Genomic DNA, 21,886 nt, shown 5'->3' with positions numbered 1-21,886 from the left:
GTGGCCCGCATCCCCCCGACTCTCGCGCGCGTCGCCGGGAGTCGGGCGGGTCACGCGCCGTCACGATCCGTGTCGCCGCACCCGCGTGGCGGAGTCAGTCCCGGTACACGCGCAACTGCGCCACCTCGTACGACATCTCCGACACGCCGGGCTCGGGCGCCGGGTGGTAGCGACCGGCGCAGACCGACAGGTTCACGATGAGGTGGGCCCGCCAGGAGCGCCCCACCCCGCGGCGGTCGTCGAAGACCCGGGCGCCGTTCACCCACCACACCACGTTGCGGGCGCCGAACTCGACCCGCAGGTCGACCCAGGCCCCCGGCCGGATCGCCGCGTTCCGGTAGTAGAGGTGGCGCCCCCGGATCCGGTTCGACAGCTCCAGGAGGTCGGGGTTGTCGGGGTGGTACTCGAAGACGTCGATCTCCTGCCCGCCGTCGAGCCAGGTCCAGATCGCCGGCCAGGCGCCCGTCTCCACCGGCAGCCGCACCCGCGCCTCCAGGACGTCGTCGGCCCGCACCAGGAAGGCCTCCGCGCTGCCCTCCGTCGTGAGCAGCCCCGCGTCCCAGTTGCCGTCGTGGCGGCGGGTCGCCCGGAAGACCCCGCTCCGGCTGTACGAGGGGTCCTCCACGAGGTGGTCGAGTTTGTTGTCGCCCGGATTGGTGGGTCCGCCGCCGGGATAGGCCCAGGAGCGGCCCGCGACCCACTGCTCGACGGAGGAGAAGTCGGCGTCGAGCACGAGGTTCCCCGGAGTCCGCGCGGGCCCCCGGGAGGCCGTCCCCGCGCCGTTGCCGGAGCGGCCGCGTCTCCGCAGCCTCTCGAAGAGGTCGGTCAGCACGGCACTCTCCTCTCATGCGGGCCCCGTCGGCCCCCGAACGATCTGCCCCACCCCACCCTGTTCATGCGGGTATCCCGTGTCATTGGCGACAAGTCGTCAGATGCCCCGCTGTCCAGTGTGACACCGGGATTCCGCCGGAATGTCCCACCGGGACACTAATAGGTGTATGGTGCAGATATGGGTACGGAGCGAGAAGACCGAATCCCACGGCGCGGCCCGAAGGGGGCGCGGACCCGTGAGGCGCTCGGCGAGGCGGCGCTGAGGCTCGTTCTCGAAAACGGGCCGGCCGGAGTCTCCGTCGAGGACGTCACCGACGCGGTGGGCGTCTCCCGGCGCACCTTCAGCCGCTACTTCACCTCCAAGGAGGAGGCCGTCCTCGACGGCGTCCGCGCCGACTGTGCCCGGATCAACGCGGCCCTGGGCGCCCGCCCCGCGAGCGAGACCCCGCTCACCGCCTACCGGGCCGCCCTCCGCGGCTGGCTCTCCGACCCGGTCACCCCGGCCTGGCACCGCCGCGACGGCGTCCGGGAGGTCTTCCGCCTCGCCGAGGACGACGCACCCCTGCGCGCCGTGCTGCGGAGGGTCCTCCTGGAGGGCGAGGCCGCCTCGGTGCGACTGGTCGCCGCCCGGATCGGCACCGACCCGGAACACGACCTGCGGCCCGCCGTCGCCGTCGGCGCCGGTGCCGCCACCCTCCTGGCCGCCACCCGCGCCTGGGTGCTCGACGGACCGAGGGAGGCGCTGCCCGCCCTGGTGGAGGAGGCCTTCGCGCTGCTGGCGGCGGAACCGTCACCGACGGAGCCGTCATCGGCGAAACCGTCACCGACGGAACCGCCGTAGACCGACCGGTTCCGCCACACCCCCCTGAACCCGAGCGCCCCCCCAGCACCCCCGCGAGGAACCACCAACATGGCCTCCCTCCTCGGGACCAACGGCTCCGCCGGCAGCGCCGCCTACGTCGCCGCCAAGCACGGCGTCGTCGGTCTCACCAAGACGGCGGCACTCGAATACGGCGCCCAGGGGGTACGTATCAACGCCGTCGGCCCCGGCTCCATCGACACGCCCATCCTCGCCGGCCTCGGGCAGGAGGCGTACGACGCGCTCGTCGCGCTCCACCCCGCGGGCCGACTGGGGCGCGCGGAGGAGGTCGCCGAGCTCGTCGCCTTCCTGCTCTCCGAGCGGGCGTCCTTCGTGCACGGCAGCCACCACCTCGTCGACGGGGCCTACGCCGCCCGCTGAGGCGCGCGGCCGAGAGCGACGGAGCCCGAAGGGGCTCCGTGGGGGTTCCAAGGGGCTCGAAAGAACCGGAAAGAACCGGAAAGAACCAGAAAGGAAAGCGTCATGAAGGCACTGCAGTACCGCACGGTGGGCGCCCCGCCCGAGGTCGTCACCGTTCCCGACCCGGAGCCCGGCCCCGGCCAGGTGCTGCTCAAGGTCACCGCCGCCGGCGTCTGCCACTCGGACATCGCGGTCATGAGCTGGTCCGCCGACCAGCTGCCCTTCCCGCTGCCGCTGACCCTCGGGCACGAGGGCGTCGGCACCGTCGAGGCCCTCGGCCCCGGCGCGGAGGGGTTCGCCGTCGGTGACGCCGTCGCCGTCTACGGCCCCTGGGGGTGCGGCACCTGCTTCATGTGCTCCCAGGGCAAGGAGAACTACTGCCTGCGCGCCGCGGAGCTCGGCATCAGGCCGCCCGGACTCGGCGCTCCCGGCGCCATCGCCGAGTACATGATCGTCGACAGCCCCCGCCACCTCGTCCCGCTCGGCGGCCTCGACCCCGTCCAGGCCGTACCGCTCACGGACGCCGGGCTCACCCCGTACCACGCGGTCAAGCGGTCCCTCCCCAAGCTCGCGCCCGGGAGCACCGCCGTCGTCATCGGCACGGGCGGGCTCGGTCACGTCGCCATCCAGCTCCTGCGCGCCATGACCGCGGCCCGGGTCGTCGCCCTGGACGTCACGGAGGAGAAGCTCGCCCTCGCCCGCGCCGTCGGCGCGCACGAGACGGCCCTGTCCGACGCGTCGGCGGCCGCCACGGTCCGTGAACTGACCGGCGGTCGCGGCGCCGAGGTCGTCCTCGACTTCGTGGGCGTCCAGCCGACCGTGACGGCGGCCGGAGCGATGGTCGCGGTCGAGGGCGATGTCACCATCGTCGGCCTCGGCGGCGGCACCCTGCCGGTCGGCTTCGGATCACTGCCGTACGAGGTCTCGGTCGCCTCGCCGTACTGGGGCACCCGGACCGAGCTGATCGAGGTGCTCGACCTGGCCCGCTCCGGCGCCGTCGAGGTCCATGTGGAGACGTACGGACTGGACGAGGCGCCGAAGGCCTACGAGCGCTTGCACGAAGGGCGTGTCAACGGCCGGGCGGTCATCCTTCCCCACGGCTGAGCCCTCCGCGCCGGGGTGGCCGAGCCGTCCCCCATGCCCGTGCCCGTGCCCGTGCCCATGCCTGTGCCCATGCCTGTGCCTGTGCCTCAGGTGGTGGCGGCGGCCGACGTCGGCGTCGACGCCGACGTCGACGTCACGGCCGCCGGCGCGGGCCCCGTAGGACTCGCCCACGGCAGGCGGCGCCCACCCTCCTCCGGCGCGGTCGAGGAGGAGTTCGACCTCGGTCTCACCCTCCTCGTGCACGGACTCGCGCGCCTCGCCCCCGCACGGTGACCGCCCGCCCCTGAACCCCGCCGATGCCCCGCCTTCCTCAAGGGCGCGTCGGGGGAAGCGCCCGGAGGCTCACGAGACCATGATCATCCAGGCGCCGGCGAGCGACCCGACGTACAGCGCCACGCCGAGCGGCAGACACATCCACGGTGTGCGGCCGCGCCGCCAGGCCGCCAGGCCGAGTCCCGCCGCCACCGCAGCCCCGACACCGAGCCCGATCCAGGGCAGCGCCCACAGCCACAGCATCCCGGACGTGGTGCAGACGAGGGCCGGGTTGGCCGGCCCGCAGCTGTCGGTGGCGAAGACGGAGATGTAGAAGGCGAACATGTCGATCAGCAGACCGACCCCGGTCAGGGCCGCGATCGTCGCCAGGTATCCCGTGGGCCGCTTTCCCCGGGTGTCGCCGGGGTGGCCGTGCAGGGGACGGCTCATGATTCCTCCTTCGCTCCACGTCGTCGAATGCCGTGCCAACACGGTAGGAGCGGGAGTCGGGGCGGGGGATGAGCACGGGTACTCATCTCGGGGTGAGCGACGCGACGATCGCTCCTCGACCGGGCGCGCCACGGCGACCGCGCGTGCGCGCGCCGCACCGGCGCCGCGCGCGAGGAACGCCGTCGGTCCGGTTCCGGGGCCGTGAGGGCGGAGGGCCGGAACCGGACCGACGACAGGAGCGGGTTATCCGGCGTAGGTCTCGAACTCGGCCACCCGCGGGGTCCCCGTCGAGCTGACGATCTCGAAGGTGATCTTCTTCAGCGCGGTCCGGGGTACGGCGATGACGCCCGCTCCGCTGCCGGAGGTGAGGACGGCGCCGGTGTCGCCGTTGAGCAACCGCCAGGACCCGATGGCGCCGGCCGAGCCCGCCGCCTCACGGACGGTGACGGCGGAGACGGTGGTCGCGGAGCCCCACTTGACCGACACGGAACCGGTCGAGCCGGCCGGTGACCAGAAGGTGCTCAGGTCGCCGTCCCGTACGTTGCCGTAGCTCGTACCGTCCGCCTTGCTCGAACCGTCGGCGCCGGCCCCGATGCTGAGATTGGTCCCGCCGGGCTGGGTCGGTCCGGTGGTCGGCGTGGTGGGCCCCGGCGTCGGGGTGGTCGGCTGCGGCGTCGGGGTCGTCGCCGTGGGCGTGGGCGTGGGTGTCTGGGGCGAGCAACTGCCGTTCGACACGGCGAGTCCCGTACCGGCGCCCGCCGTCCGGGCCACGACGCCCGGCACGCAGGAGGCGGCGTCGAGGGTGTGGGCGTAGGGGATGGCGACGGTGGTGTTGGACTGCGGGTCGGGACCGGCCGGGTTGTTGTCGGTGCCGCGGGCGGACCAGGTCACGTTGTCGAAGACGTTGCCGCTGACCTGCCAGTATCCGGCGGCGTCCGTGTAGAAGGTGCCCAGGACGTCCTTGGAGTCCTCGAAGTAGTTGTTGTCCACCTTGGCGCGGGCCCCGGCACGGGAGTTGATGCCGGACTCGTTGATCCGCAGGTAGTGGTTGTTGTACATGTGGGCGACACCGCCGCGCAGCAGGGGGGCGCGTGAGTCGATGTTCTCGTAGAGGTTGTGGTGGTACGTGATGAAGCCGTTCGAGAGCTCCGTCTCGCTGGACCCGACGAGGCCGCCGCGGCCGGAGTTGCGCAGGATGCTGTAGGACAGGGTCACGTACTGGGTGTTGTCCTTCATGTCGAAGAGGCCGTCGTAGCCCTCCGACTCGCCTCCCGACGCCTCCAGGGTGACGTGGTCGACCCAGACGTTGCGGACGCCGCTCTCCATGCCGATGGCGTCACCGCCGTTGGACGTGGGCGAGCCGGACTTCTTGACGTTCCTGACGGTCACGTTCTGGATGATGATGTTGCTGGACTCGCGGATGTGGATGCCGAGTTGGTCGAAGACCGCGCCGGCGCCGACCCCGACGATGGTGACGTTGCTGATCTGCTTGAGCTCGATCACGCCGGCGGCGGTGTTGCAGCTGGTGCCCGACACCTTGGCGGTGTTGGCGTGGTTGACGGTTCCCTCGACCTGGATGGTGATCGGGGTACTGCTGCTGGCCCGTGCGCACAGGGCCGCGTGGATCGCGGTTCCCGTGGTGGCCCGGACGGTCTGTCCGCCGGCGCCGCCGGTCGTGCCGCCGTTCTGGGTCGCGTAGCCGGTGGCGCCACCGGTCGCGGCCGATGCCTGAGGCATCGAGAGGACCACGCCGGTCGCGCCCGCGAGGGCCAACGCGGCCAGGGCCGCGTGAAGTCGAAGTGCGAGGGGTCGTCGTGTGAGGGGTCGTCTCATGCTCGCCGTCCTTGTGTCATCGAACGCTGGGGGTTGTTCCCGAGCGCGAACGCAGTGCGGTGCGGTGCTGGTGGAACGCCGTTCGGTCGAGAAGGGACCGCCCGTGGGCAGCCCTGTGCGAGGCCGCCCACAGACGGATGGAAAGCGCTTTCTGTCCCGGGACGATAAGGTGCCGCCGGAGGCGTGGCAAGGCTCTGCGCAAGGGAATCGAGGAGTCGATGGGAGCGCTCCCTCCGAGGCCCCTTTCGAGATGCGCCCTTTGCCGTGATCGGTGACTCGGGCGGCCCGACGGGCCTCGTCGTGCCGGAGACGGACGGCCTGTTGTCCACCGGTCGGTGGACAACAGGTTCAACCGGCCGAGCCTGTCGGCGAGTCGGCCCCGGCGGCGAGTCTGGGACCCATGACGAACCCCACCGTACGGATGGCCCGCCTCAGCGCCCGGCATCCCTGGCGCGCACTGATCGGCTGGATCCTCTTCGTGGCCCTCTGTCTCGGTACGGGCATGGCGCTCGGTGCCAACCCGGCGACCACCGAGGACTTTCGCATCGGCGAGGCCGGCCGTGCCGAGGCCCTCGCCGCCGAAGGCGGTCTCCAGCAGAAGCCCCTTGAGCGGGTCCTCATCCAGGCCGCGCCCGGCACCGGCCCCTTCGACCGGGCCGAGGCCGAGGCCGCCGCGGAAGAGATCGGCGCCCGGATGCGGCGGCTGCCCGAGGTGCTCTCCGTGGCCGAGCCGGTCGCCGACGCCGCACGCACCTCCCTGCGGGTCGACATCACGATGAAGGGCGCCGAGTTCGACGGGAAGCGGCACGTGGACGCGTTGCTCGCGCGGACCGCCGAGGTCGGGGCGGCGCACCCCCGCCTGGTCGTCGAGCAGGTCGGCGGCCCCTCCATCGGCAAGGGGGTCGACAAGCTCCGCGGCGACGACCTCGCCCGTACCGAGGTCATCGCGCTGCCCGTCACCCTGATCACCCTGCTGATCGTCTTCGGGTCGGTGGTCATGGCCGTCGTGCCCCTGCTGCTCGCGATCTCCTCGATCGTGGCAGCGGTGGGCCTGTCGATGGTCGCCTCGCACGTCTTCCCCGACGCCGGCGTCGGCACCAACGTCATCCTGCTCATCGGTCTGGCCGTCGGCGTCGACTACACCCTCTTCTACCTCAAGCGGGAACGCGAGGAACGGGCCCAGGCCGCCGACGGGCGCCTGGCCACACAGGCCGTCGTGGAACTCGCCGCGGCGACCTCGGGCCGGGCCGTGGTCGTCTCCGGGCTGGCCGTGGCCGTCTCCAGCGCCACCCTCTACCTCGCGGACGACGTCATCTTCTCCTCCATCGCCACCGGAGCGGTCGTCGTCACCCTGGTCGCCGTCCTGAGCTCGCTGACCGTCCTGCCCGCGCTCCTCGCCCTGCTGGGCGAGCGCGCCGAACGCCGCAAGGCGCGCAAGGCCCGCAAGGAAGCCCGCAAGGAAGCCCGCAAGGAAGCCCGGCCGGAGGCGGACCGCGCCGCCGGAAGGCCCGCGCGGGGCGGTCGCGCCCCGGGTGCCGCTCGGACCGGTGTCGGCCCGGGTGAGGGGGACACCGGTCCGGGGGCTGCCAGGACAGGTGACGGACCGGGCACGGGTGACGCCCCCACGGCTGGAAGCCGGGGCGCGGGGGATGCGGGGGAGACCCCTCCGGCTGCCGCGCGCGTGGGTGGGGGCCGGATCACGGCCGCGATCCTCCGTCCGGTCGCCAAGCACCCCGCCGTGACGCTCGCCGTGTCATGCTTCGCCCTCCTCGCGCTCGCCCTGCCCGTCCTGAGCATCAACATCACGGAGATGAGCCGCGAGACGCACTCCCGCGCCATCCCCGCCATGAAGACGTACGACCGTCTCCTCGCCGCCTATCCCGAGCTGAGGTCCATGCACCAGGTCGTCGTCCGCGCGGACGCCCGGCCAGCCGGGGAGGTCGCCGGAGCCCTGCGCGAACTCGCCGACCGCGCCGCCGCCGAGGACCCGGCGATCAGCGGCACGCCCGTGCTGCGCACCTCGGCCGACGGCCGCACCACGCTCCTGGAGATGGCGGTGCACCGGTCCGTGAACAGCGCGGAGGCCCGCACGTCGCTCGACCGGCTCCGCGGCGATCTCGTCCCCACCACCGTCGGCGCACTCGCCGGTACGGAGGTGGCCGTCACCGGCGAGGTCGCCCGCTACGCCGACTACCCGGCCCACCAGAAGCGCAAGCTGCCGCTCATCGTGGGGGCGTTGCTGCTGGTCACCTTCGCGATGACCGTGTGGGCGTTCCGGTCCGTGGTCCTCGGGCTCGTCGGCGTACTCCTCAACCTGCTCTCCGCGTTCGCCTCGCTGGGCCTGCTGGTCCTGGTCTTCCAGAACGAATGGGCCGAGGGGATACTCGACTTCACCTCCACGGGCTCGATCGGCTCCCGTGTCCCGCTGTTCCTCTTCGTGATCCTCTTCGGTCTCTCCATGGACTATCAGGTGTTCGTGATCAGCCGGATCCGCGAAGCGCGCCTCGGCGGCGCGCCCACCCGGCAGGCGGTCCTGGAAGGCCTGTCCTCCTCCGCCGGGGTGGTCACCAGCGCGGCCGTGGTGATGGTGACGGTCTTCGCGAGTTTCGCGGCGCTCCACCTGATCGAGATGAAGCAGATCGGGTTCAGTCTGGCGGTCGCGGTGCTGCTGGACGCCTTCGTGATCCGGATCCTGGTCCTGCCCTCCCTGATGCTGCTGCTCGGCGAGGCGAACTGGTGGCCCGCGCGCGGTACGCGCCCCACGGGGAGGCCCGAGCGGACGGAACGTCAGCCGGTGTCCGTAGGCTGACCGGATGACCGACCGGATGACCGACCGGATGACCGACCGGATGACCGACCGGATGACCGACCGGATGACCGACCGGATGACCGACGGAGTGGCCGACGAGGTGCCCGAGAGGGCACCCGACCGGACCGCCGGGCAGAGGACCGAAGAGCCGGCGGAGCGGGAGGCCGGGGGGCGTACGGGCGACGCGGCCGTCGAGGAGGCGGCCGGGCGTGCGACCGGCGCGGCAGCCGAGCGGACGCCCGACCGGACCACCGAGCCCCCGGCGCTCACGGCCCTGCGCCGCTGGTACACCGCCGCCTGGCTGCTGCTGGGCCTGATCCCCTCCGTCATCGCCGTCGGCAATGACTCGGGGCCGGCGAAATGGGCCTCCGTGGCCCTCGTGGGGCTGGCTCTCGCCCACACGGCCACCCACCGTGCCCGGAACCACACCCCCGGCTACCTGGCGGCCCTGGCCGCCGGTCTCGGCGTGATGGCGGCTCTCCCGGGCGGCGGCGCGGCTCTGCTCATCGTCGCTCTTCCGCAGTTCTGGTTCCAGAGCCGCGGGCGCCGGGCCGCCGTGCTGTCCAGCGGCTGCGCGACCGCGGCCACCGTGGCGGGGAGCCTCCTGCGCGACTCACCGGGCAACGCGGTCGCGGCCCTCACCGGATACGGGGTGTCGGTCGTGGCGGGAATCCTGCTCCACCGTCTGGTCGCGGACAGCGAGGCCCGCGCCACCGCACTGGCCGCCGAACTGTTCCTCACCCAGGAACAGTTGGCGGACGCCCACCGCCGCCGTGGCGCGGCCGACGAGAGGGAGCGCATGGCCCGCGAGATCCATGACACCCTCGCCCAGGGATTCGCCTCCATCATCGTGCTGGCCGAGGCGGCCCGGACCGGTCTCGACGGAGATCCGGAGCGCACCGCCCGGCAGCTGCGTTCCATCGAGCGGACGGCCCGCGAGAACTTCGCCGAGGCCCGGGTGCTCGTGGGCTCGGCCCCGCAGAGCGGTCTGACCCCCGGCTCGGTGGTCCCGACGCTGCGCCGCACCCTGGAGCGGTTCGCCCAGGACACCGGGATCACGGTGGAGGCGGAGCTCCCCGAGGACGTCGACTGCGACCAGCAGACCCGGATCGCGCTGCTGCGCTGCACCCAGGAGTCCCTGGCCAACGTGCGCAAGCACGCCGACGCGAGCACGGTCGGCGTGGTCCTCACCCGGCATCCGCACGCCATCGAGCTGGAGATCACCGATGACGGACGGGGCTTCGTGGTCGAGGAGTCGCGGGGCTTCGGACTGGACGGCATGCGCAAGCGGCTGGCCGAGCTCGACGGCGAACTGACGGTGACGAGCTCGGTCGGGGACGGCACCCGCGTCCTCGCGACCCTCCACACGAACGGACCGGCCTGACATGCCCTCAGCCCACGAATCCCACGAATCCCACGAATCCCACGAATCCCACGAATCCCACGACCCGCACGAGCCTCATGGAACGCAGGGACCGCGAGGACCCGGGGCCCCGATCCGGGTCGTGGTCGTCGACGACCACACCGTGATGCGCGCGGGGGTGATCTCGCTCCTGGCGCCCGTTCCGGACATCGTCGTCGTCGGCGAGGCAGACGACGGGAGCACGGGCCGCGACCTGGTCGAGCGGCTGAGCCCCGACGTCGCGCTGGTCGACCTGCGGATGCCGGTCATGGACGGGGTCGCGGCCACCGCCGCGATCACCGCGGGGCCCGCACCGACCCGGGTGCTCATCCTCACCACGTACGACACGGACGTCGAGATCGAGCGGGCGGTGGAGGCCGGGGCCGTCGGCTACCTGCTGAAGGACACCACCGCCGCCCAGCTCGCCGAGGCCGTACGCGGCGCCGCCCGCGGCGAGACCGTCCTCGCCCCGCGCGTCGCCGAACGCCTCGTCGCCCGGATGCGCCGTCCCGCCCCGGTCGTCCTGACCCCGCGCGAGCAGGACGTGCTGGGTGCGGTGGCCGACGGCCTGTCCAACGCCGAGATCGGCAGGCGTCTGGTGATCTCCGAGGCGACGGTCAAGACCCATCTCCTGCGCGTCTTCGCGAAGTTGGACGTCAGCGACCGCACCCGGGCGGTGGTCGTGGCCCTGGACCAGGGACTCCTGCCCGACCGCGAGATCCCGCACCGCTAGGGCCGGCTCGTACAGGGGGAGGCCGCAGGGCGGCGGTGCGGTCCTCAGCGGGCGGGAGTCGCCGTGCACGAGCGATCGCCGGCTTCGCCGAGCCGGAACGGAGCGCGGGAGGTCGTGGTGCCGTGCCGGAGCGTCAGCAGGATCTCGCCCTCCGTGTGGTCCGGGAACCACACGGCGTACAGCGTGCGCGCGCCCTTCGCCGTGGTGACCGGCCGCGACGGTGACGCCGACGGGGGCTCCGCCCCGGACGGAGACGCGGAGGTGGGCGGCGGTGCGGTCGGCAGCCGGCTTGCCGGCACCGTCCGTACAGCCGCTCAGTGCGGCCGTGACCATCGCGGTCGTGACGACGGCCCTCCGCAGCCGGTATCGCATGACGTTCTCCCCCGTACCGGTCATGTTCATGGCGCGGAATGGAGCCCAGCGGCGCCGGGCGGCCGTGCGAGGGGGAAAACCGGTGGAGCGGTACCGCTGCGCGCCCGTACCGTGCTGCCGAACCTAGTCGTCTGGGCAAGGACGTGCCGTTGTACACCGTGTGAGACCTCCCGAGTGCTGATCGGTCGCGCGTCGCGCATATGCGCCGCGCTGCTTTCCGCTGCGGACTTCTCACTGGAACCGGTGTACTTCTGTGCTCGAAAACTGGGTGGTCGTTCCCACCTGCCTGCCGCTCGTCCTCCGCCGTTGCCACGCCTGCGCGTCCGAGCGCTTCCGGGCGAACGGCAGGTTCCGCGTCAACGCCCACCACAAACTCATCGACGCCTGGCTCCTCGTGCTCTGCACCACCTGCGGGGAGACGGCGAAGCTCACGGTCCTGGAGCGGGTGAACGTGCGCTCCGTACGGCCCGAGCTGCTGGACCGGCTGCACGACAACGACCCCGGACTGGCGGCCGAGCTGCTCCAGGATCCGGTCGTGCGGCGCCGCAACCGTGTCGCCCTCGACTGGACCGGCGCCTGGCGCCTCGACACGGGCGGATCGGATCACCTGGACCGCGAGGTGATCGACGTCTCGGTCCGCTTCGCCGCCGCCGCCGTCCCGGTCCGGCCGGTACGGCTGATCGCCGACGGATGCGGTCTCTCGCGGGCCGGGGTCGAGAGACTGATCGCGGAGGGGAATCTCGTCTCGGCGGTCCGGCTGGGCGGCCGGATCTCCGGCGACTTCACCTTCACGCTCAAGCGCTGATCCCTCCCCGGGGACCGGGGACCTGGGGCCGGGGACCGGAGACCTGTCCGGCACGATCACCCGGCCCGTCCCCCGGCCGGTGCCGGCCCCGGCCTGTCCCCCGGCCAGTGCGGGCCCACCACCCGGAGTCAACGCTCCGGGTGGTGGGCCGCCCTTCGCCCTCGGCCCGCTGTGGCTCAGCCGAGCCTGGCGGTGGCGTACGCCTCGATGGCGTCGCGCTGGTAGGAGGCCAGCCCCGGGGCGATCGCCTCGTACGCGCCGCGCCAGGCGTCGTTGTCCACGCAGGCCCGCCCGATGCCCCGGTACTCGTCGGCGGACACGGAGCGGAGCTCCGTCAGGGCGCGGTACTGGGCGTCGATCTCGGCCTGGACCGGTGCGGCGTCGGCCGGATGGCCGGCGGCCATCAGTTCGGCCAGCCGGATCATCCGCGCGGTACGGTCGCGGTGCGCGGCCTCGGTGTCGTCACGGCTCATCGTGGCGGCCCGTCGGCCGACGGCCTCGGCGAGCTCGGGGAAGTCGCGCATGTTCGCCTCGTAGTGGGAGGGCTGAACGCCCTCGAAGAGGTTCTCGGGTCGGTTGATGGTCACGGGTCGGCCGTCCTTCCTTGCCTGCTCCACTTCGGTGATGGTGCGGGAGACGGTGTCGGCCAGTGCGTCGAGCCGGTCCCGTTCGGTGAGCAGCCGCCGAAGGTGGGAGCGCAGCGCGTCCACCTCGTCGGTCTGGTCGGACAGGATCCGGCCGATCTCCGGCAGGCCCACGCCCAGGGCACGCAGCACGAGGATCTGCTGCAGCACGAGCAGCTGTGGCTCCTCGTAGTACCGGTGCCCACCGGTACTGGTCCCGGCCGGCCGCAGCAGGCCGATCTCGTCGTAGTGCCGCAACGTGCGAGCGGTCACGCCCGACATCCGGGCGACATCCGAGATAGGCCGGCGCATCCCGACTCCCTTGTACGTTCCTGTGCACGTCCATCACCGCGGCCGGTGGTTCCGGCCCTGCTCACGACCGTACGAGCTGCCGCTGCGGCAGCTTCAACCCCCGGCCCGCGGTGTCGTTCGGCCGGAGAACACGCTTGTCGCCACAGTCTTGATCAAGTAGCGTTCTTCGACGTGAACACCGGACCGGCGATTCGACGCCATACACAGACGGGTCATCCGGCGGACGACTGACCGCTCGGCGGGTGCGTAGAAAGCACCCCCTCGGTTCGGCACGAGGACCCCCCAGTGCACAAGCACTGAGCGTCCCTTCCGTGTCGAATCAACAGCGAGGTCATCCACATGGCAGTCACCTTCAACCACACCATCATCGCGGCCAAGGACAGTCACGAGTCCGCACGGTTCTTCCGCGAACTGCTCGAACTGCCCGAGGCGCCCTCCTGGGGCCCCTTCGTCAACGTGCAGCTCCCCGACGGCGTGTTGATCCAGTTCGCCGCGCCCCCGTTCGACATCCAGATGCAGCACTACGCGTTCCTCGTCGACGACGAGCTGTTCGACCGAGCCTACGGGCGGCTCCGCGCGCAGGGGATCGAGCACTGGGCCGACCCGCAGATGCGGCGCTCCGGCGAGACCAACACGGAGCACGGCGGTCGTGGGGTCTACTTCAAGGACCCCGCGGGCCACGCCTTCGAGCTGATCACACGGCCGTACCTGTAGTCGGCCGCGCCAGGGGCCGCGAGGGCGGCCGGTAGGGCACCCGAGCCGGGTGCCCTACCGGCCGCCGGTCGTCGCCGGAGTTCCATGCCCGGCCGCGCTCAGTCCAGGAACTCGCCGTCGCGCGCCACCACGACGCCGCCGTGAACCACCATGTCGCGGCGAGGCATGTCCACGACGACCTGCGGCAGGCATTCCCCCTTGACGAGCACGAAGTCGGCCGGGGCGCCGGCGGTGAAGTCGGCGTGTGCCAGTCCCATCACGTCCGCGCCCCCGTGTGCCGCGACATCGTGACAGTCCGTCAGCTCCTCGTCGAGACGCACGTCCGTCACCCAGCCGAGGATGTGCGCGCGGTGCATCATGTCGGCGTTGCCGAACGGGCTCCACGAGTCGCGCACGCCGTCGGAACCGAGACCGACCCGCACGCCGTACTCGCGCAGGCGGGCGATCGGCAGGACGAGCGAGTCGGACGGCGCGACCGTCGTCAGGGCGATGTCCTGATCGCCCAGGTCCCGCGCGATCGAACCGAGTTCACGGTCCGTCAGGCCCGGCAGGCAGAAGACGTGGCTGACCGTGACCTTCCCGGCGAGGGAGAGGGCGCGGGTGCGGTCGACGATGCCGCGCATCGCCTTCATGCCCTTCTCGCCGCGGTCGTGCAGGTGGATGTCCACGCCGACGCCATGACGGTCCGCGATGCCGAAGACGGCGTCGAGCTGCGCGTCGAGGGCGTCGTCGAACCCGATCGGGTCGATGCCGCCGATCATGTCGACGAGGCCCTGGCGGGCCGCCCTCTCCAGCAGCGCCACCGTGCCCGGCGTCCGGATCACACCGTGCTGCGGGAAGGCGACGATCTGGACGTCCAGGGCGTGACGCAGCCGTTCGCGTGCCTCCGCCACACCCTCCACCCCGGCGAGACCGTAGGCCGGGGCCACGTCGGCGTGCGCCCGCATGGCCCGGGTGCCCCGGGAGACGGCGTGCGACATCAGCCCGTACGCCCGCTCCTCGACCGGGCGGCGCTGGCCGCGGAACAGCTCCACGTCCTGGGCGACGTAGTCGGCGATGCCGCTCGCGGGGCGCCGCGACACCCAGGAGCCGCCCCAGGTCGTCTTGTCGGGGTGGTTGTGCGCGTCCACGAGGGAGGGCAGGGCGATCCGGCCGCCGCCGTCGACGACCTTCGCGCCATGGGGCGCCGGGCGGTCCGAGACGCGCCCGTCGACGACCACGAGATCCCTGGCCCTGGCACTCCCGAACGGGCGGACGTCACGGAAGACCACCGTCCGCGGCCGGTGCCCCGAGGCCGCGGACGGCGCCGCCGCGGCGGATACGGACGTGGTGGCCGCCTGCGCGGGCGTGGCGGCGGTGGCCGCGGTGGCCGTGGCGCCGGCCAGGGCGGCGGCGCCGGCCAGCATCGTGCGGCGGGAGAGCGCGCCGGAGGAGGACGGGGACGGCAGCGACGTCGCCGACGAGGACGAGGGGGACGGCATGAGGACTCCTTCGAGGGGGTGGGGTGGTGGGCCCGGTACGGGTTCCCGGTCAGGTCAGGACGCCCTTGCCGCGTCGACGGGCCGCCGTGACGATCTCGGCGAGCCGCTCGCGTGAGTAGACCTGGGCGAGCGGGTCCTGTTCGGGGAGCCCGGCGCGTTCGTTGACCCGGGTCTTGACGGCGATGTCCTGGTAGATCGCGGTCGATCCGCTGCGCGCCCTCGTCGCGCCCCTGCGGACGGCGTCGCGGGCCTCGGCGGCGGTGCTGAGGTGGATGTGCGCGTCGACCAGGCCGGGCAGGGCCCACCGGCCGTGGGCGTTGAGCACCTCGCCCCCCGAGGGACGGCGACCCGGTCGCGTCGGCCGGCCGCGAGGACGGTCCCGTCCTCGATGACGACGACGGCGTCCTCGGTGACCTCGCCGGTGGCCGGGTCGAGGAGCGTGCCGCCCCGGACCACGAGGTCGCCCGGCCGGGCGGCGGAGCCGGAGCCGCCGCGTCGGTCTCGGGCGGGCGCCGGCCCTACGGAGGCGGCCGCCGGTCCGGCGGCCGCCACGGTGCCGGCCAGGGCGGCCGCACCGGCGAGGACGCCGCGGCGGGTCAGCCTGCCGGGGGGCGGCGGGGCGGCTTCGACGCGCATGGGTGCTCCTTGGGGAGGGGCCGAGGGCTCCCCGTTTTGTATACCAAGCCGGGGGCGAGCGACAAGGGTGAGGCTCGGCAGATCCATAAAGGGCCGTTATGTGACGTCGTCGAGCGTCAGGAGGATGCTGCGTCACCCTTTTGGTATACGAATGCCCCAGGGTGGCTCGCGGCGGGCCGAAGGTCCTCAGGCGTCGCCGAAGAGGGAGCGCAGGGCGACCGTCCTGCTGTCCCGCACGTGCAGCAGCGTGCTCGCCGCCGCCGCCTCCGGGTCCCCCGCGGCGATGTGCCGGTACATCTCGGCGTGCTGGGCCCGCATGTGCGCGGGCTCCTCGCGCAGGCCGAATACGAGGCGCAGCTGCCAGCTCAGCTGCTCCATGGTGCGGGCGAGCAGCGGGTTGCCCGACATGGCCACGACGGACTCGTGGAACGCCGTGTGGGCGGCCACCTCGCGGGTCCCCTCGTCCGCCGCGGCGGCCGACTCGGCCTGGTGCAGGGTGGCTTCGAGCGTGCGGAGCCCCCGGGTGTCGCCTGCCGCGCGTGCCCGCGCCGCGAGCCGGGACGCCTGGACCGCCAGCGGCTCCCACACCTCGTACAGGTACTCCACATCGGTCCGTTCCAGGCGGCGCACGCGTACCCCGCTGTGCGGGAGCAGCTCCAGGAGCCCCTCCGTGACCAGGGCGCGCAGCGCCTCGCGGACCGGGACGCGGGACATCCCGAGCTCCTCGGCGACCTCGCGCTCGACGAGGCGGGCGCCCTGCGCGTACCGCCGGTCGACGATCCGCTGGAGGACGGCCTCCCGCGCGCGCGTGCCGAGCGGGACCGGGGTGGGGAACGCGGCCTCGTCGCCGTTCGCCGAGCCGCTCCTGTGTCTGTCCGCCACCTGTTCCGACCTCTTCCGTCCACGTCCGCCCCACGCTCGGGCCGCCCGGGGCGAGGATACGTCGGGCCGTCTCGGGCCACCGGTCAAGCCGTGGGGGTCTGTTGGTCCCCGGTGTTCGCTCCCGGCTGTGGTACTGCCTTACAGAGACATCGTCATGTTTGTGTTGAAATACCGCATTGCCGGTGAAAGGTGTCATCTGTGTCAGAGGAAGATCAGGGGCCCGACGAGCGCGGAGCGGGCGCCGAACGGAGCGGCAGGGAGGGGCTGCCGGTGACGGCGGACCTGCCCGGCCGCGCGGACCACCACCATCGCGCCCGTACCGACCGGATCGTGTTCGGTGTCACCGCCGTCCTCACCGTGGCCTTCGTCGTCTGGGGCGCCACGGCCACGGGCAGCCTGGAGAGCGTGTCGAGCAGCCTCCTGGACGGGCTGATCCGCAACGGCGGCTGGGCGTTCATGCTGGCCGCGTCCGGCTTCGTCGTGTTCGCGCTCTGGCTGGCGATCAGCCGTTACGGGCGGATCACCCTCGGCCAGGAGAGCGAGGGCCCGGAGTTCCGGACGGTGTCCTGGATCGCCATGATGTTCAGCGCCGGTATGGGCATCGGCCTGATGTTCTACGGCGTGAGCGAACCGCTCGCCCACTACGGGACCCCGCCGCCCGGCACCCATCCCGTCGACTCGGCCGAGCGGATGCAGACCGCCATGGCCACCACGCTCTTCCACTGGACGCTCCATCCGTGGGCGATCTACGCCGTGGTGGGGCTCGCCATCGCGTACTCCACGTTCCGGCGCAGGCGCCGGCAGACGATCAGCGCGGTCTTCGTCCCGCTGATGGGTGAGAAGCGGGCGTACGGCGGACCCGGCCGGTTCATCGACATCCTGGCCATCTTCGCCACGCTGTTCGGCTCCGCCGCCTCGCTCGGGCTCGGCGCGCTCCAGATCGGCAGCGGCTTCGAGGAGCTGGGCTGGATGGAGAAGGCGGGGACCGGGCTGCTCGTCACCGTCATCGCCGTCCTGACGGTGGCCTTCGTCTTCTCCGCCGTGTCCGGGGTGGAGAAGGGCATCCAGTGGCTCTCCAACATCAACATGGTGCTGGCCGCCGTGCTCGCCCTGTTCGTGTTCGTCGCCGGACCCACCATCATCGTGCTCGACCTGCTGCCCACCTCGATCGCCGCCTACATCGGCGACCTGCCGCAGCTGGCGGGCCGCACCGAGGCGACCAGTGGCTCGAACATCCACGACTGGCTCGGCAGTTGGACCGTCTTCTACTGGGCCTGGTGGATCTCGTGGACGCCCTTCGTCGGCATGTTCATCGCCCGGATCAGCCGGGGCCGCACCATCCGCCAGTTCGTCGGGGGCGTCATCCTGGTGCCCAGCACCGTCAGCCTCGTGTGGTTCGCCGTCTTCGGCGGTACGGCGATGAAGCTCAGCGAGCAGGGCGAGCTGGCGGGGGAGAGCACCCCGGAGGGGCAGCTCTTCGGAGTGCTCCAGGAGTTCCCGATCGCCGGTGCCATGAGCCTGCTCGTGATGATCCTCGTCGGGATCTTCTTCGTGTCGGGCGCGGACGCCGCCTCGATCGTCATGGGCACCCTCTCGCAGCGCGGCTCCTTCGAGCCCACCCGCCCCGTGGTGGTCTTCTGGGGCGTGGTGACCGGCGCGGTCGCCGCGATCATGCTCCTCATCGGCGACGGTCAGGGCGACGCCCTCGCGGGTCTGCAGAACCTCACGATCCTGGTCGCGGCGCCGTTCGTCCTGGTGATGATCGGCATGTGCGTGGCCCTGATGCGGGACCTCCGCAAGGATCCGCTGATCGTCCGCGGCGAGGTCGGCGTGGAGGTCATGGAGCTCGCCGTGATCGCGGGCCACGAGCGCTACGACGGCGACTTCGAACTCCGTATCGGCCCCGGCACCGCGGACTCGGACGGATCCACCGGCACCGGACCCGGCACCGGACCCGGCACGGGCACGGGCTCCGCCACGGGCTCCGGCAAGGGCCCCGGCACCGGATCAGGCTCCGGCACGGACTTTGGCGGGTCCTGATTCACGCCCTGCCGGCGGCCTTCTGGCTCCTCCTGGACAGCGAGTCGACGACCACGGCGGCCAGGAGGACCGCACCCGTGATCATGAACTGGACGGCGTTGCTGACGCCCATGATGTTCATGCCCGACTGGATGGAACCGATCACCAGGGCGCCGAGCAGGGCGGACCACACCGTGCCGCGGCCGCCGAAGAGGCTCGTACCGCCGATGACGGCGGCGGCGATGACGTTCATCAGGAGGTTGCCGCCGCCGGAGGTCTGGCTCGCGGACTGGATCTGGCCGGCGAGGAAGAGCCCGCCGACGGCCGCCATGGTCCCGGCGATCGAGAAGACCGACATCCGGACGAACGGCACGCTGATGCCTGCCCTGCGCGCGCCCTCGATGTTGCCGCCCACCGCGAAGATCCGGCGGCCGTACGTGGTGCGCCGGAGCACGAAGTCCAGGAGCACCAGCACGATCAGGAAGACGAGGAGCGCCAGGGGCAGGCCCTGGTACCGGTTGAGGATGTACGCGGTGGCGAAGGCGATCGCCGCGATGACGACCGTACGCAGCACGATCTCGGCGACCGGACGGGACGGCACCCGGGCCGCCCGGCGGCGTCGGGCGTCCAGGAGCGAGGCCGCCAGGAACAGCCCGACGCCGACGGCCGCCGCGATGTAGGCGGCGGCCGGGCTGTGGTAGACCGTCGAGTAGAGCCGGGAGACGATCGACTCGCTGGGGATGTTGACCGTGCCGCTGCTGCCGAGCACCTGGAGCATCAGCCCGTTCCAGGCGAGGTTGCCCGCGAGGGTGACCACGAACGCCGGCACGCCGACTTTCGCGAAGAAGAAGCCCTGGACGAGTCCGACCGCCGCGCCGCCCCCGATGGCGATCAGGAGCGCCAGCCACTCGTTCATGCCGTTCAGGACGTTCAGCACCGCGAAGATCGCGGCGCACAGACCGCTCACCGAACCCACGGAGAGGTCGATCTCGCCGAGCAGCAGCACGAAGACGATGCCGACCGCGATCATGCCGGTGCCGACGATCTGCTGGCTGAGGTCGGACAGGTTCTGGGCCGAGAGGAACGTGCTGTTGAGGCTGCCGAACACCGTCCAGATGATGATCACGGCGAGCACGACCGGCAGCGACCCGAGCTCTCCGCTGCGCAGCTTGCGCCGGAACTCGTCGAGGTACCCCTTGACGCCCTCCTCGCGGACGAGGAGCCGGGTGTCGACGGCGGGCATGGCACCGGACGCCGGTTCCTGGCTGGCGTCGTCGGCGCCGGAGGGGCTTCGGCCCCGGTCGCGTCTCATCGGTCGTCCTCCAGCTTGCGGGCCTGACGGCGCGTGACGGCGCTGTCGGTGGCCCCCGTGATGGCGGAGATGATCTCCTCGGTGGTCGTGGAGCGCTTGTCGAAGAAGCCGTTGTTCCGGCCGAGGCGCATCACCGCGATCCGGTCGGCGACCGCCATCACGTCCACCATGTTGTGGCTGATCAGGATGGTGCCGAGGCCCTGCTCACGGAGCCGCTCGACCAGGTCGAGGACCTCCGCGGTCTGCTCCACACCCAGCGCGGCGGTCGGCTCGTCGAGGATGACCACCTTCGGCGAGCCGATCAGCGAGCGGGCTATCGCCACCGTCTGGCGCTGACCGCCGGAGAGGGAGGCGACGGGGATGCGGACGCTCGGGATGCGGATGGAGAGGGTCTCCAGGAGTTCACGCGCCCGCTGGTCCATGCGGACCTCGTCGAGAACGCCGAAGCGGCGCAACTCCCGCCCCAGGAACAGGTTGGCGACCACGTCGAGGTTGTCGCAGAGCGCCAGGTCCTGGTAGACGGTGGCGATGCCGAGGTTCTGGGCGTCGTGCGGCCGGCCGATGGAGACCGGCCTGCCCTCCCAGGTGATGACGCCCTCGTCGGGCGGGTTCACCCCGGCGATCGACTTGACGGCGGTGGACTTGCCGGCGCCGTTGTCGCCGACCAGCGCGACCACCTCACCCGCGTGGACGTCCAGATCGAAGTCCTTCAGCGCCTGGACCGCGCCGAAGCGTTTGGAGATGCCCCGGAGTGTGAGCACGGGTGCCTCAGGCAAAGGAACCGCCTCCTCCGCTCGCCCGCTCGCGCGGGTCCGAGCCCCGCCGGGACGACTGCCGCCCCGGGCGGGACGCCCCGGGCCGAAGGGCCCGGGACGGAACCGCCGTGCCGCTACTGGAGTCCGGCCTCCTTGCAGGCCGCGGCATACGTCGGGGTGCAGATCTCCTGGACCGTGTACAGGCCGTCCTTGACGACGGTGTCCTTGATGTTCTCCTTGTCGACCACGATCGGCGTCAGCAGGTTGGCCGGCACCTTCTGGCCACTGCCGCTGGTGACGGTGGTGGGCGTCAGGTCGGCCGGCAGCGGCTTGCCCTCGGCGAGGTTGACCGCCATCGTCGCCGCGATGTCGGCCTCCGGCTTGTACGGCTTCTCGACCGTGATCGTCTGCGTGCCGAGCAGGATCCGCTGGATCGCGTCGAGCTGGGCGTCCTGGCCGGTCAGCGGCACGTTGATGCCCGCCGCCTTCAGCGCGGTGGCGATACCGGCGGCCAGTCCGTCGTTGGCCGAGTACACGCCGACGATGTTGTCCTTGCCCAGGGCGCTGATCGCGCCGGACATCTGCTGGTTGGCGTTGTTCGGGTCCCAGTTCGGCGTGTCGTACTCCTTGCCGATCTTCACCTTGCCGTCCAGGACCGAGTGCGCCCCGGCCTTGAACTCCGCCGCGTTCGGGTCGGTCGGCGACCCGTTGTGCATCACGATCTGGCCGCTCGCGGCCTTGTCGCCGAGCGCGTCGAGGAGCGCCCGGCCCTGGAGTTCGCCCACCTTGCGGTTGTCGTACGAGACGTACGCGTCGACCGGGCCCTGCGCGAGACGGTCGTAGGCCACGACCTTCACGCCCGCGTCACGGGCCTTCTGCACGGACGACTGGATCGACTTCGCGTCCACCGCGTCCAGGATGAGCACCTGGTCGCCCTTGGCCAGCGCCGTGTTCACCTGCTGTTGCTGGGTGGTCGCGCTCTCGGCGGCGTTGTAGTAGTCGATCTGGGCGTTCGGCGCCAGTTCCTTGATCTTGGCCTCGATGTACGGCCGGTCGAACTTCTCGTACCGCGTGGTCTTGCTCTCCGGCAGCAACAGGCCGATCTTCACGTCCTGCCGCGCCGCAGACGCCGCGCCCGGCTGGACCGCCCCGCTGGTCGCCACCGCGCCCAGACAGAGGGCGGTGGCTCCGGCCAGGGCTATCGCGCCCCGCAATGTACGGGTCATGGGAGGCTCCTTCCGTACTCCCCTCCCGCCGCCTCACGAGTGCGGGAACGAGGATG

At 72.0% G+C, this 21,886-nt stretch carries 18 protein-coding genes and 2 pseudogenes; 10 read left to right on the top strand and 10 right to left on the bottom strand.

Annotation, left to right across the window (positions count from 1 at the left end; all coding sequences use genetic code 11):
* Window positions 1-94 precede the first annotated feature (94 nt).
* A complete protein-coding gene (locus tag ACRRSS_RS21205; protein WP_435972695.1) occupies window positions 95-832 on the bottom strand; it encodes a beta-glucanase in 738 nt (245 codons plus the stop codon).
* Window positions 833-1,009: 177 nt separating this feature from the next.
* On the opposite strand from ACRRSS_RS21205, the gene ACRRSS_RS21200 reads away from it, so the two are divergent.
* The 4 genes and pseudogenes from ACRRSS_RS21200 (at window position 1,010) to ACRRSS_RS21185 (ending at window position 3,487) form a co-directional block, all read left to right on the top strand.
* Entirely contained in the window at window positions 1,010-1,672 is a 663-nt protein-coding gene (locus ACRRSS_RS21200; RefSeq protein WP_435972694.1) for a TetR/AcrR family transcriptional regulator, read from the top strand.
* A gap of 66 nt (window positions 1,673-1,738) precedes the next feature.
* Window positions 1,739-2,071 (top strand): annotated as a pseudogene (locus ACRRSS_RS21195) (SDR family NAD(P)-dependent oxidoreductase); the annotation flags it as partial.
* Between the two features lie 102 nt (window positions 2,072-2,173).
* A complete protein-coding gene (locus tag ACRRSS_RS21190) occupies window positions 2,174-3,214 on the top strand; it encodes an NAD(P)-dependent alcohol dehydrogenase (protein ID WP_435972693.1) in 1,041 nt (346 codons plus the stop codon).
* 69 nt (window positions 3,215-3,283) lie between these two features.
* The gene (locus ACRRSS_RS21185) at window positions 3,284-3,487 is read left to right on the top strand and encodes a hypothetical protein (RefSeq protein WP_435972692.1); all 204 of its coding nucleotides are present in this window, start codon (window positions 3,284-3,286) and stop codon (window positions 3,485-3,487) included.
* Between the two features lie 69 nt (window positions 3,488-3,556).
* On the opposite strand, the gene ACRRSS_RS21180 is transcribed toward ACRRSS_RS21185, so the two are convergent.
* On the bottom strand, window positions 3,557-3,916 hold the full coding sequence (locus ACRRSS_RS21180; protein ID WP_435972691.1) for a hypothetical protein: 360 nt from the start codon (window positions 3,914-3,916) through the stop codon (window positions 3,557-3,559).
* Between the two features lie 243 nt (window positions 3,917-4,159).
* Complete coding sequence (locus ACRRSS_RS21175; RefSeq protein WP_435972690.1) at window positions 4,160-5,749, bottom strand: pectate lyase family protein; 1,590 nt, start codon at window positions 5,747-5,749, stop codon at window positions 4,160-4,162.
* A gap of 400 nt (window positions 5,750-6,149) precedes the next feature.
* Between ACRRSS_RS21175 and ACRRSS_RS21170 the strand changes: the two genes are divergently transcribed.
* The 4 genes from ACRRSS_RS21170 (at window position 6,150) to ACRRSS_RS21155 (ending at window position 11,870) form a co-directional block, all read left to right on the top strand.
* Window positions 6,150-8,558 (top strand): MMPL family transporter, encoded by a 2,409-nt coding sequence (locus ACRRSS_RS21170; RefSeq protein ID WP_435972689.1) that lies wholly within the window; start codon window positions 6,150-6,152, stop codon window positions 8,556-8,558.
* Window positions 8,559-8,562: 4 nt separating this feature from the next.
* Complete coding sequence (locus tag ACRRSS_RS21165) at window positions 8,563-9,942, top strand: sensor histidine kinase (RefSeq protein WP_435972688.1); 1,380 nt, start codon at window positions 8,563-8,565, stop codon at window positions 9,940-9,942.
* Between the two features lie 112 nt (window positions 9,943-10,054).
* The gene (locus tag ACRRSS_RS21160; RefSeq protein WP_435975387.1) at window positions 10,055-10,693 is read left to right on the top strand and encodes a response regulator; all 639 of its coding nucleotides are present in this window, start codon (window positions 10,055-10,057) and stop codon (window positions 10,691-10,693) included.
* Window positions 10,694-11,318: 625 nt separating this feature from the next.
* Entirely contained in the window at window positions 11,319-11,870 is a 552-nt protein-coding gene (locus ACRRSS_RS21155) for a DUF1062 domain-containing protein (RefSeq protein ID WP_435972687.1), read from the top strand.
* 176 nt (window positions 11,871-12,046) lie between these two features.
* Here the strand turns inward: ACRRSS_RS21155 and ACRRSS_RS21150 are convergent, their stop codons facing one another.
* Window positions 12,047-12,805 (bottom strand): MerR family transcriptional regulator, encoded by a 759-nt coding sequence (locus ACRRSS_RS21150; protein WP_435972686.1) that lies wholly within the window; start codon window positions 12,803-12,805, stop codon window positions 12,047-12,049.
* 339 nt (window positions 12,806-13,144) lie between these two features.
* On the opposite strand from ACRRSS_RS21150, the gene ACRRSS_RS21145 reads away from it, so the two are divergent.
* Window positions 13,145-13,519 carry a VOC family protein gene (locus ACRRSS_RS21145; protein WP_435972685.1) on the top strand — a complete coding sequence of 125 codons (375 nt, stop codon included), beginning with the start codon at window positions 13,145-13,147 and terminating at the stop codon, window positions 13,517-13,519.
* 98 nt (window positions 13,520-13,617) lie between these two features.
* Here ACRRSS_RS21145 and ACRRSS_RS21140 read toward each other — a convergent pair whose 3' ends face one another.
* The 3 genes and pseudogenes from ACRRSS_RS21140 to ACRRSS_RS21130 all read right to left on the bottom strand — a co-directional run bounded on the left by ACRRSS_RS21140 (window position 13,618) and on the right by ACRRSS_RS21130 (window position 16,518).
* A complete protein-coding gene (locus ACRRSS_RS21140) occupies window positions 13,618-15,000 on the bottom strand; it encodes an amidohydrolase (RefSeq protein ID WP_435972684.1) in 1,383 nt (460 codons plus the stop codon).
* A gap of 55 nt (window positions 15,001-15,055) precedes the next feature.
* Window positions 15,056-15,636 (bottom strand): annotated as a pseudogene (locus tag ACRRSS_RS21135) (amidohydrolase family protein); the annotation flags it as partial.
* Window positions 15,637-15,822: 186 nt separating this feature from the next.
* On the bottom strand, window positions 15,823-16,518 hold the full coding sequence (locus tag ACRRSS_RS21130; protein WP_435972683.1) for a GntR family transcriptional regulator: 696 nt from the start codon (window positions 16,516-16,518) through the stop codon (window positions 15,823-15,825).
* Window positions 16,519-16,716: 198 nt separating this feature from the next.
* Between ACRRSS_RS21130 and ACRRSS_RS21125 the strand changes: the two genes are divergently transcribed.
* Window positions 16,717-18,558: a BCCT family transporter gene (locus tag ACRRSS_RS21125; protein WP_435972682.1), complete on the top strand. Its 1,842-nt coding sequence runs from the start codon at window positions 16,717-16,719 to the stop codon at window positions 18,556-18,558.
* Between the two features lies 1 nt (window position 18,559).
* Here the strand turns inward: ACRRSS_RS21125 and ACRRSS_RS21120 are convergent, their stop codons facing one another.
* The 3 genes from ACRRSS_RS21120 to ACRRSS_RS21110 form a co-directional block, all read right to left on the bottom strand.
* Entirely contained in the window at window positions 18,560-19,849 is a 1,290-nt protein-coding gene (locus ACRRSS_RS21120; protein WP_435972681.1) for a sugar ABC transporter permease, read from the bottom strand.
* Window positions 19,846-20,625 carry an ATP-binding cassette domain-containing protein gene (locus ACRRSS_RS21115; protein WP_435972680.1) on the bottom strand — a complete coding sequence of 260 codons (780 nt, stop codon included), beginning with the start codon at window positions 20,623-20,625 and terminating at the stop codon, window positions 19,846-19,848. Before ACRRSS_RS21115 ends, ACRRSS_RS21120 begins: the two co-directional genes overlap by 4 nt.
* A 113-nt stretch (window positions 20,626-20,738) precedes the next feature.
* Entirely contained in the window at window positions 20,739-21,830 is a 1,092-nt protein-coding gene (locus ACRRSS_RS21110) for a sugar ABC transporter substrate-binding protein (protein ID WP_435972679.1), read from the bottom strand.
* Window positions 21,831-21,886 lie beyond the last annotated feature (56 nt).

The sequence above is a fragment of the Streptomyces sp. Qhu_M48 genome (assembly GCF_051305195.1).
GTDB lineage: Bacteria > Actinomycetota > Actinomycetes > Streptomycetales > Streptomycetaceae > Streptomyces.
This window is presented reverse-complemented; position numbering and strand designations above follow the sequence as displayed.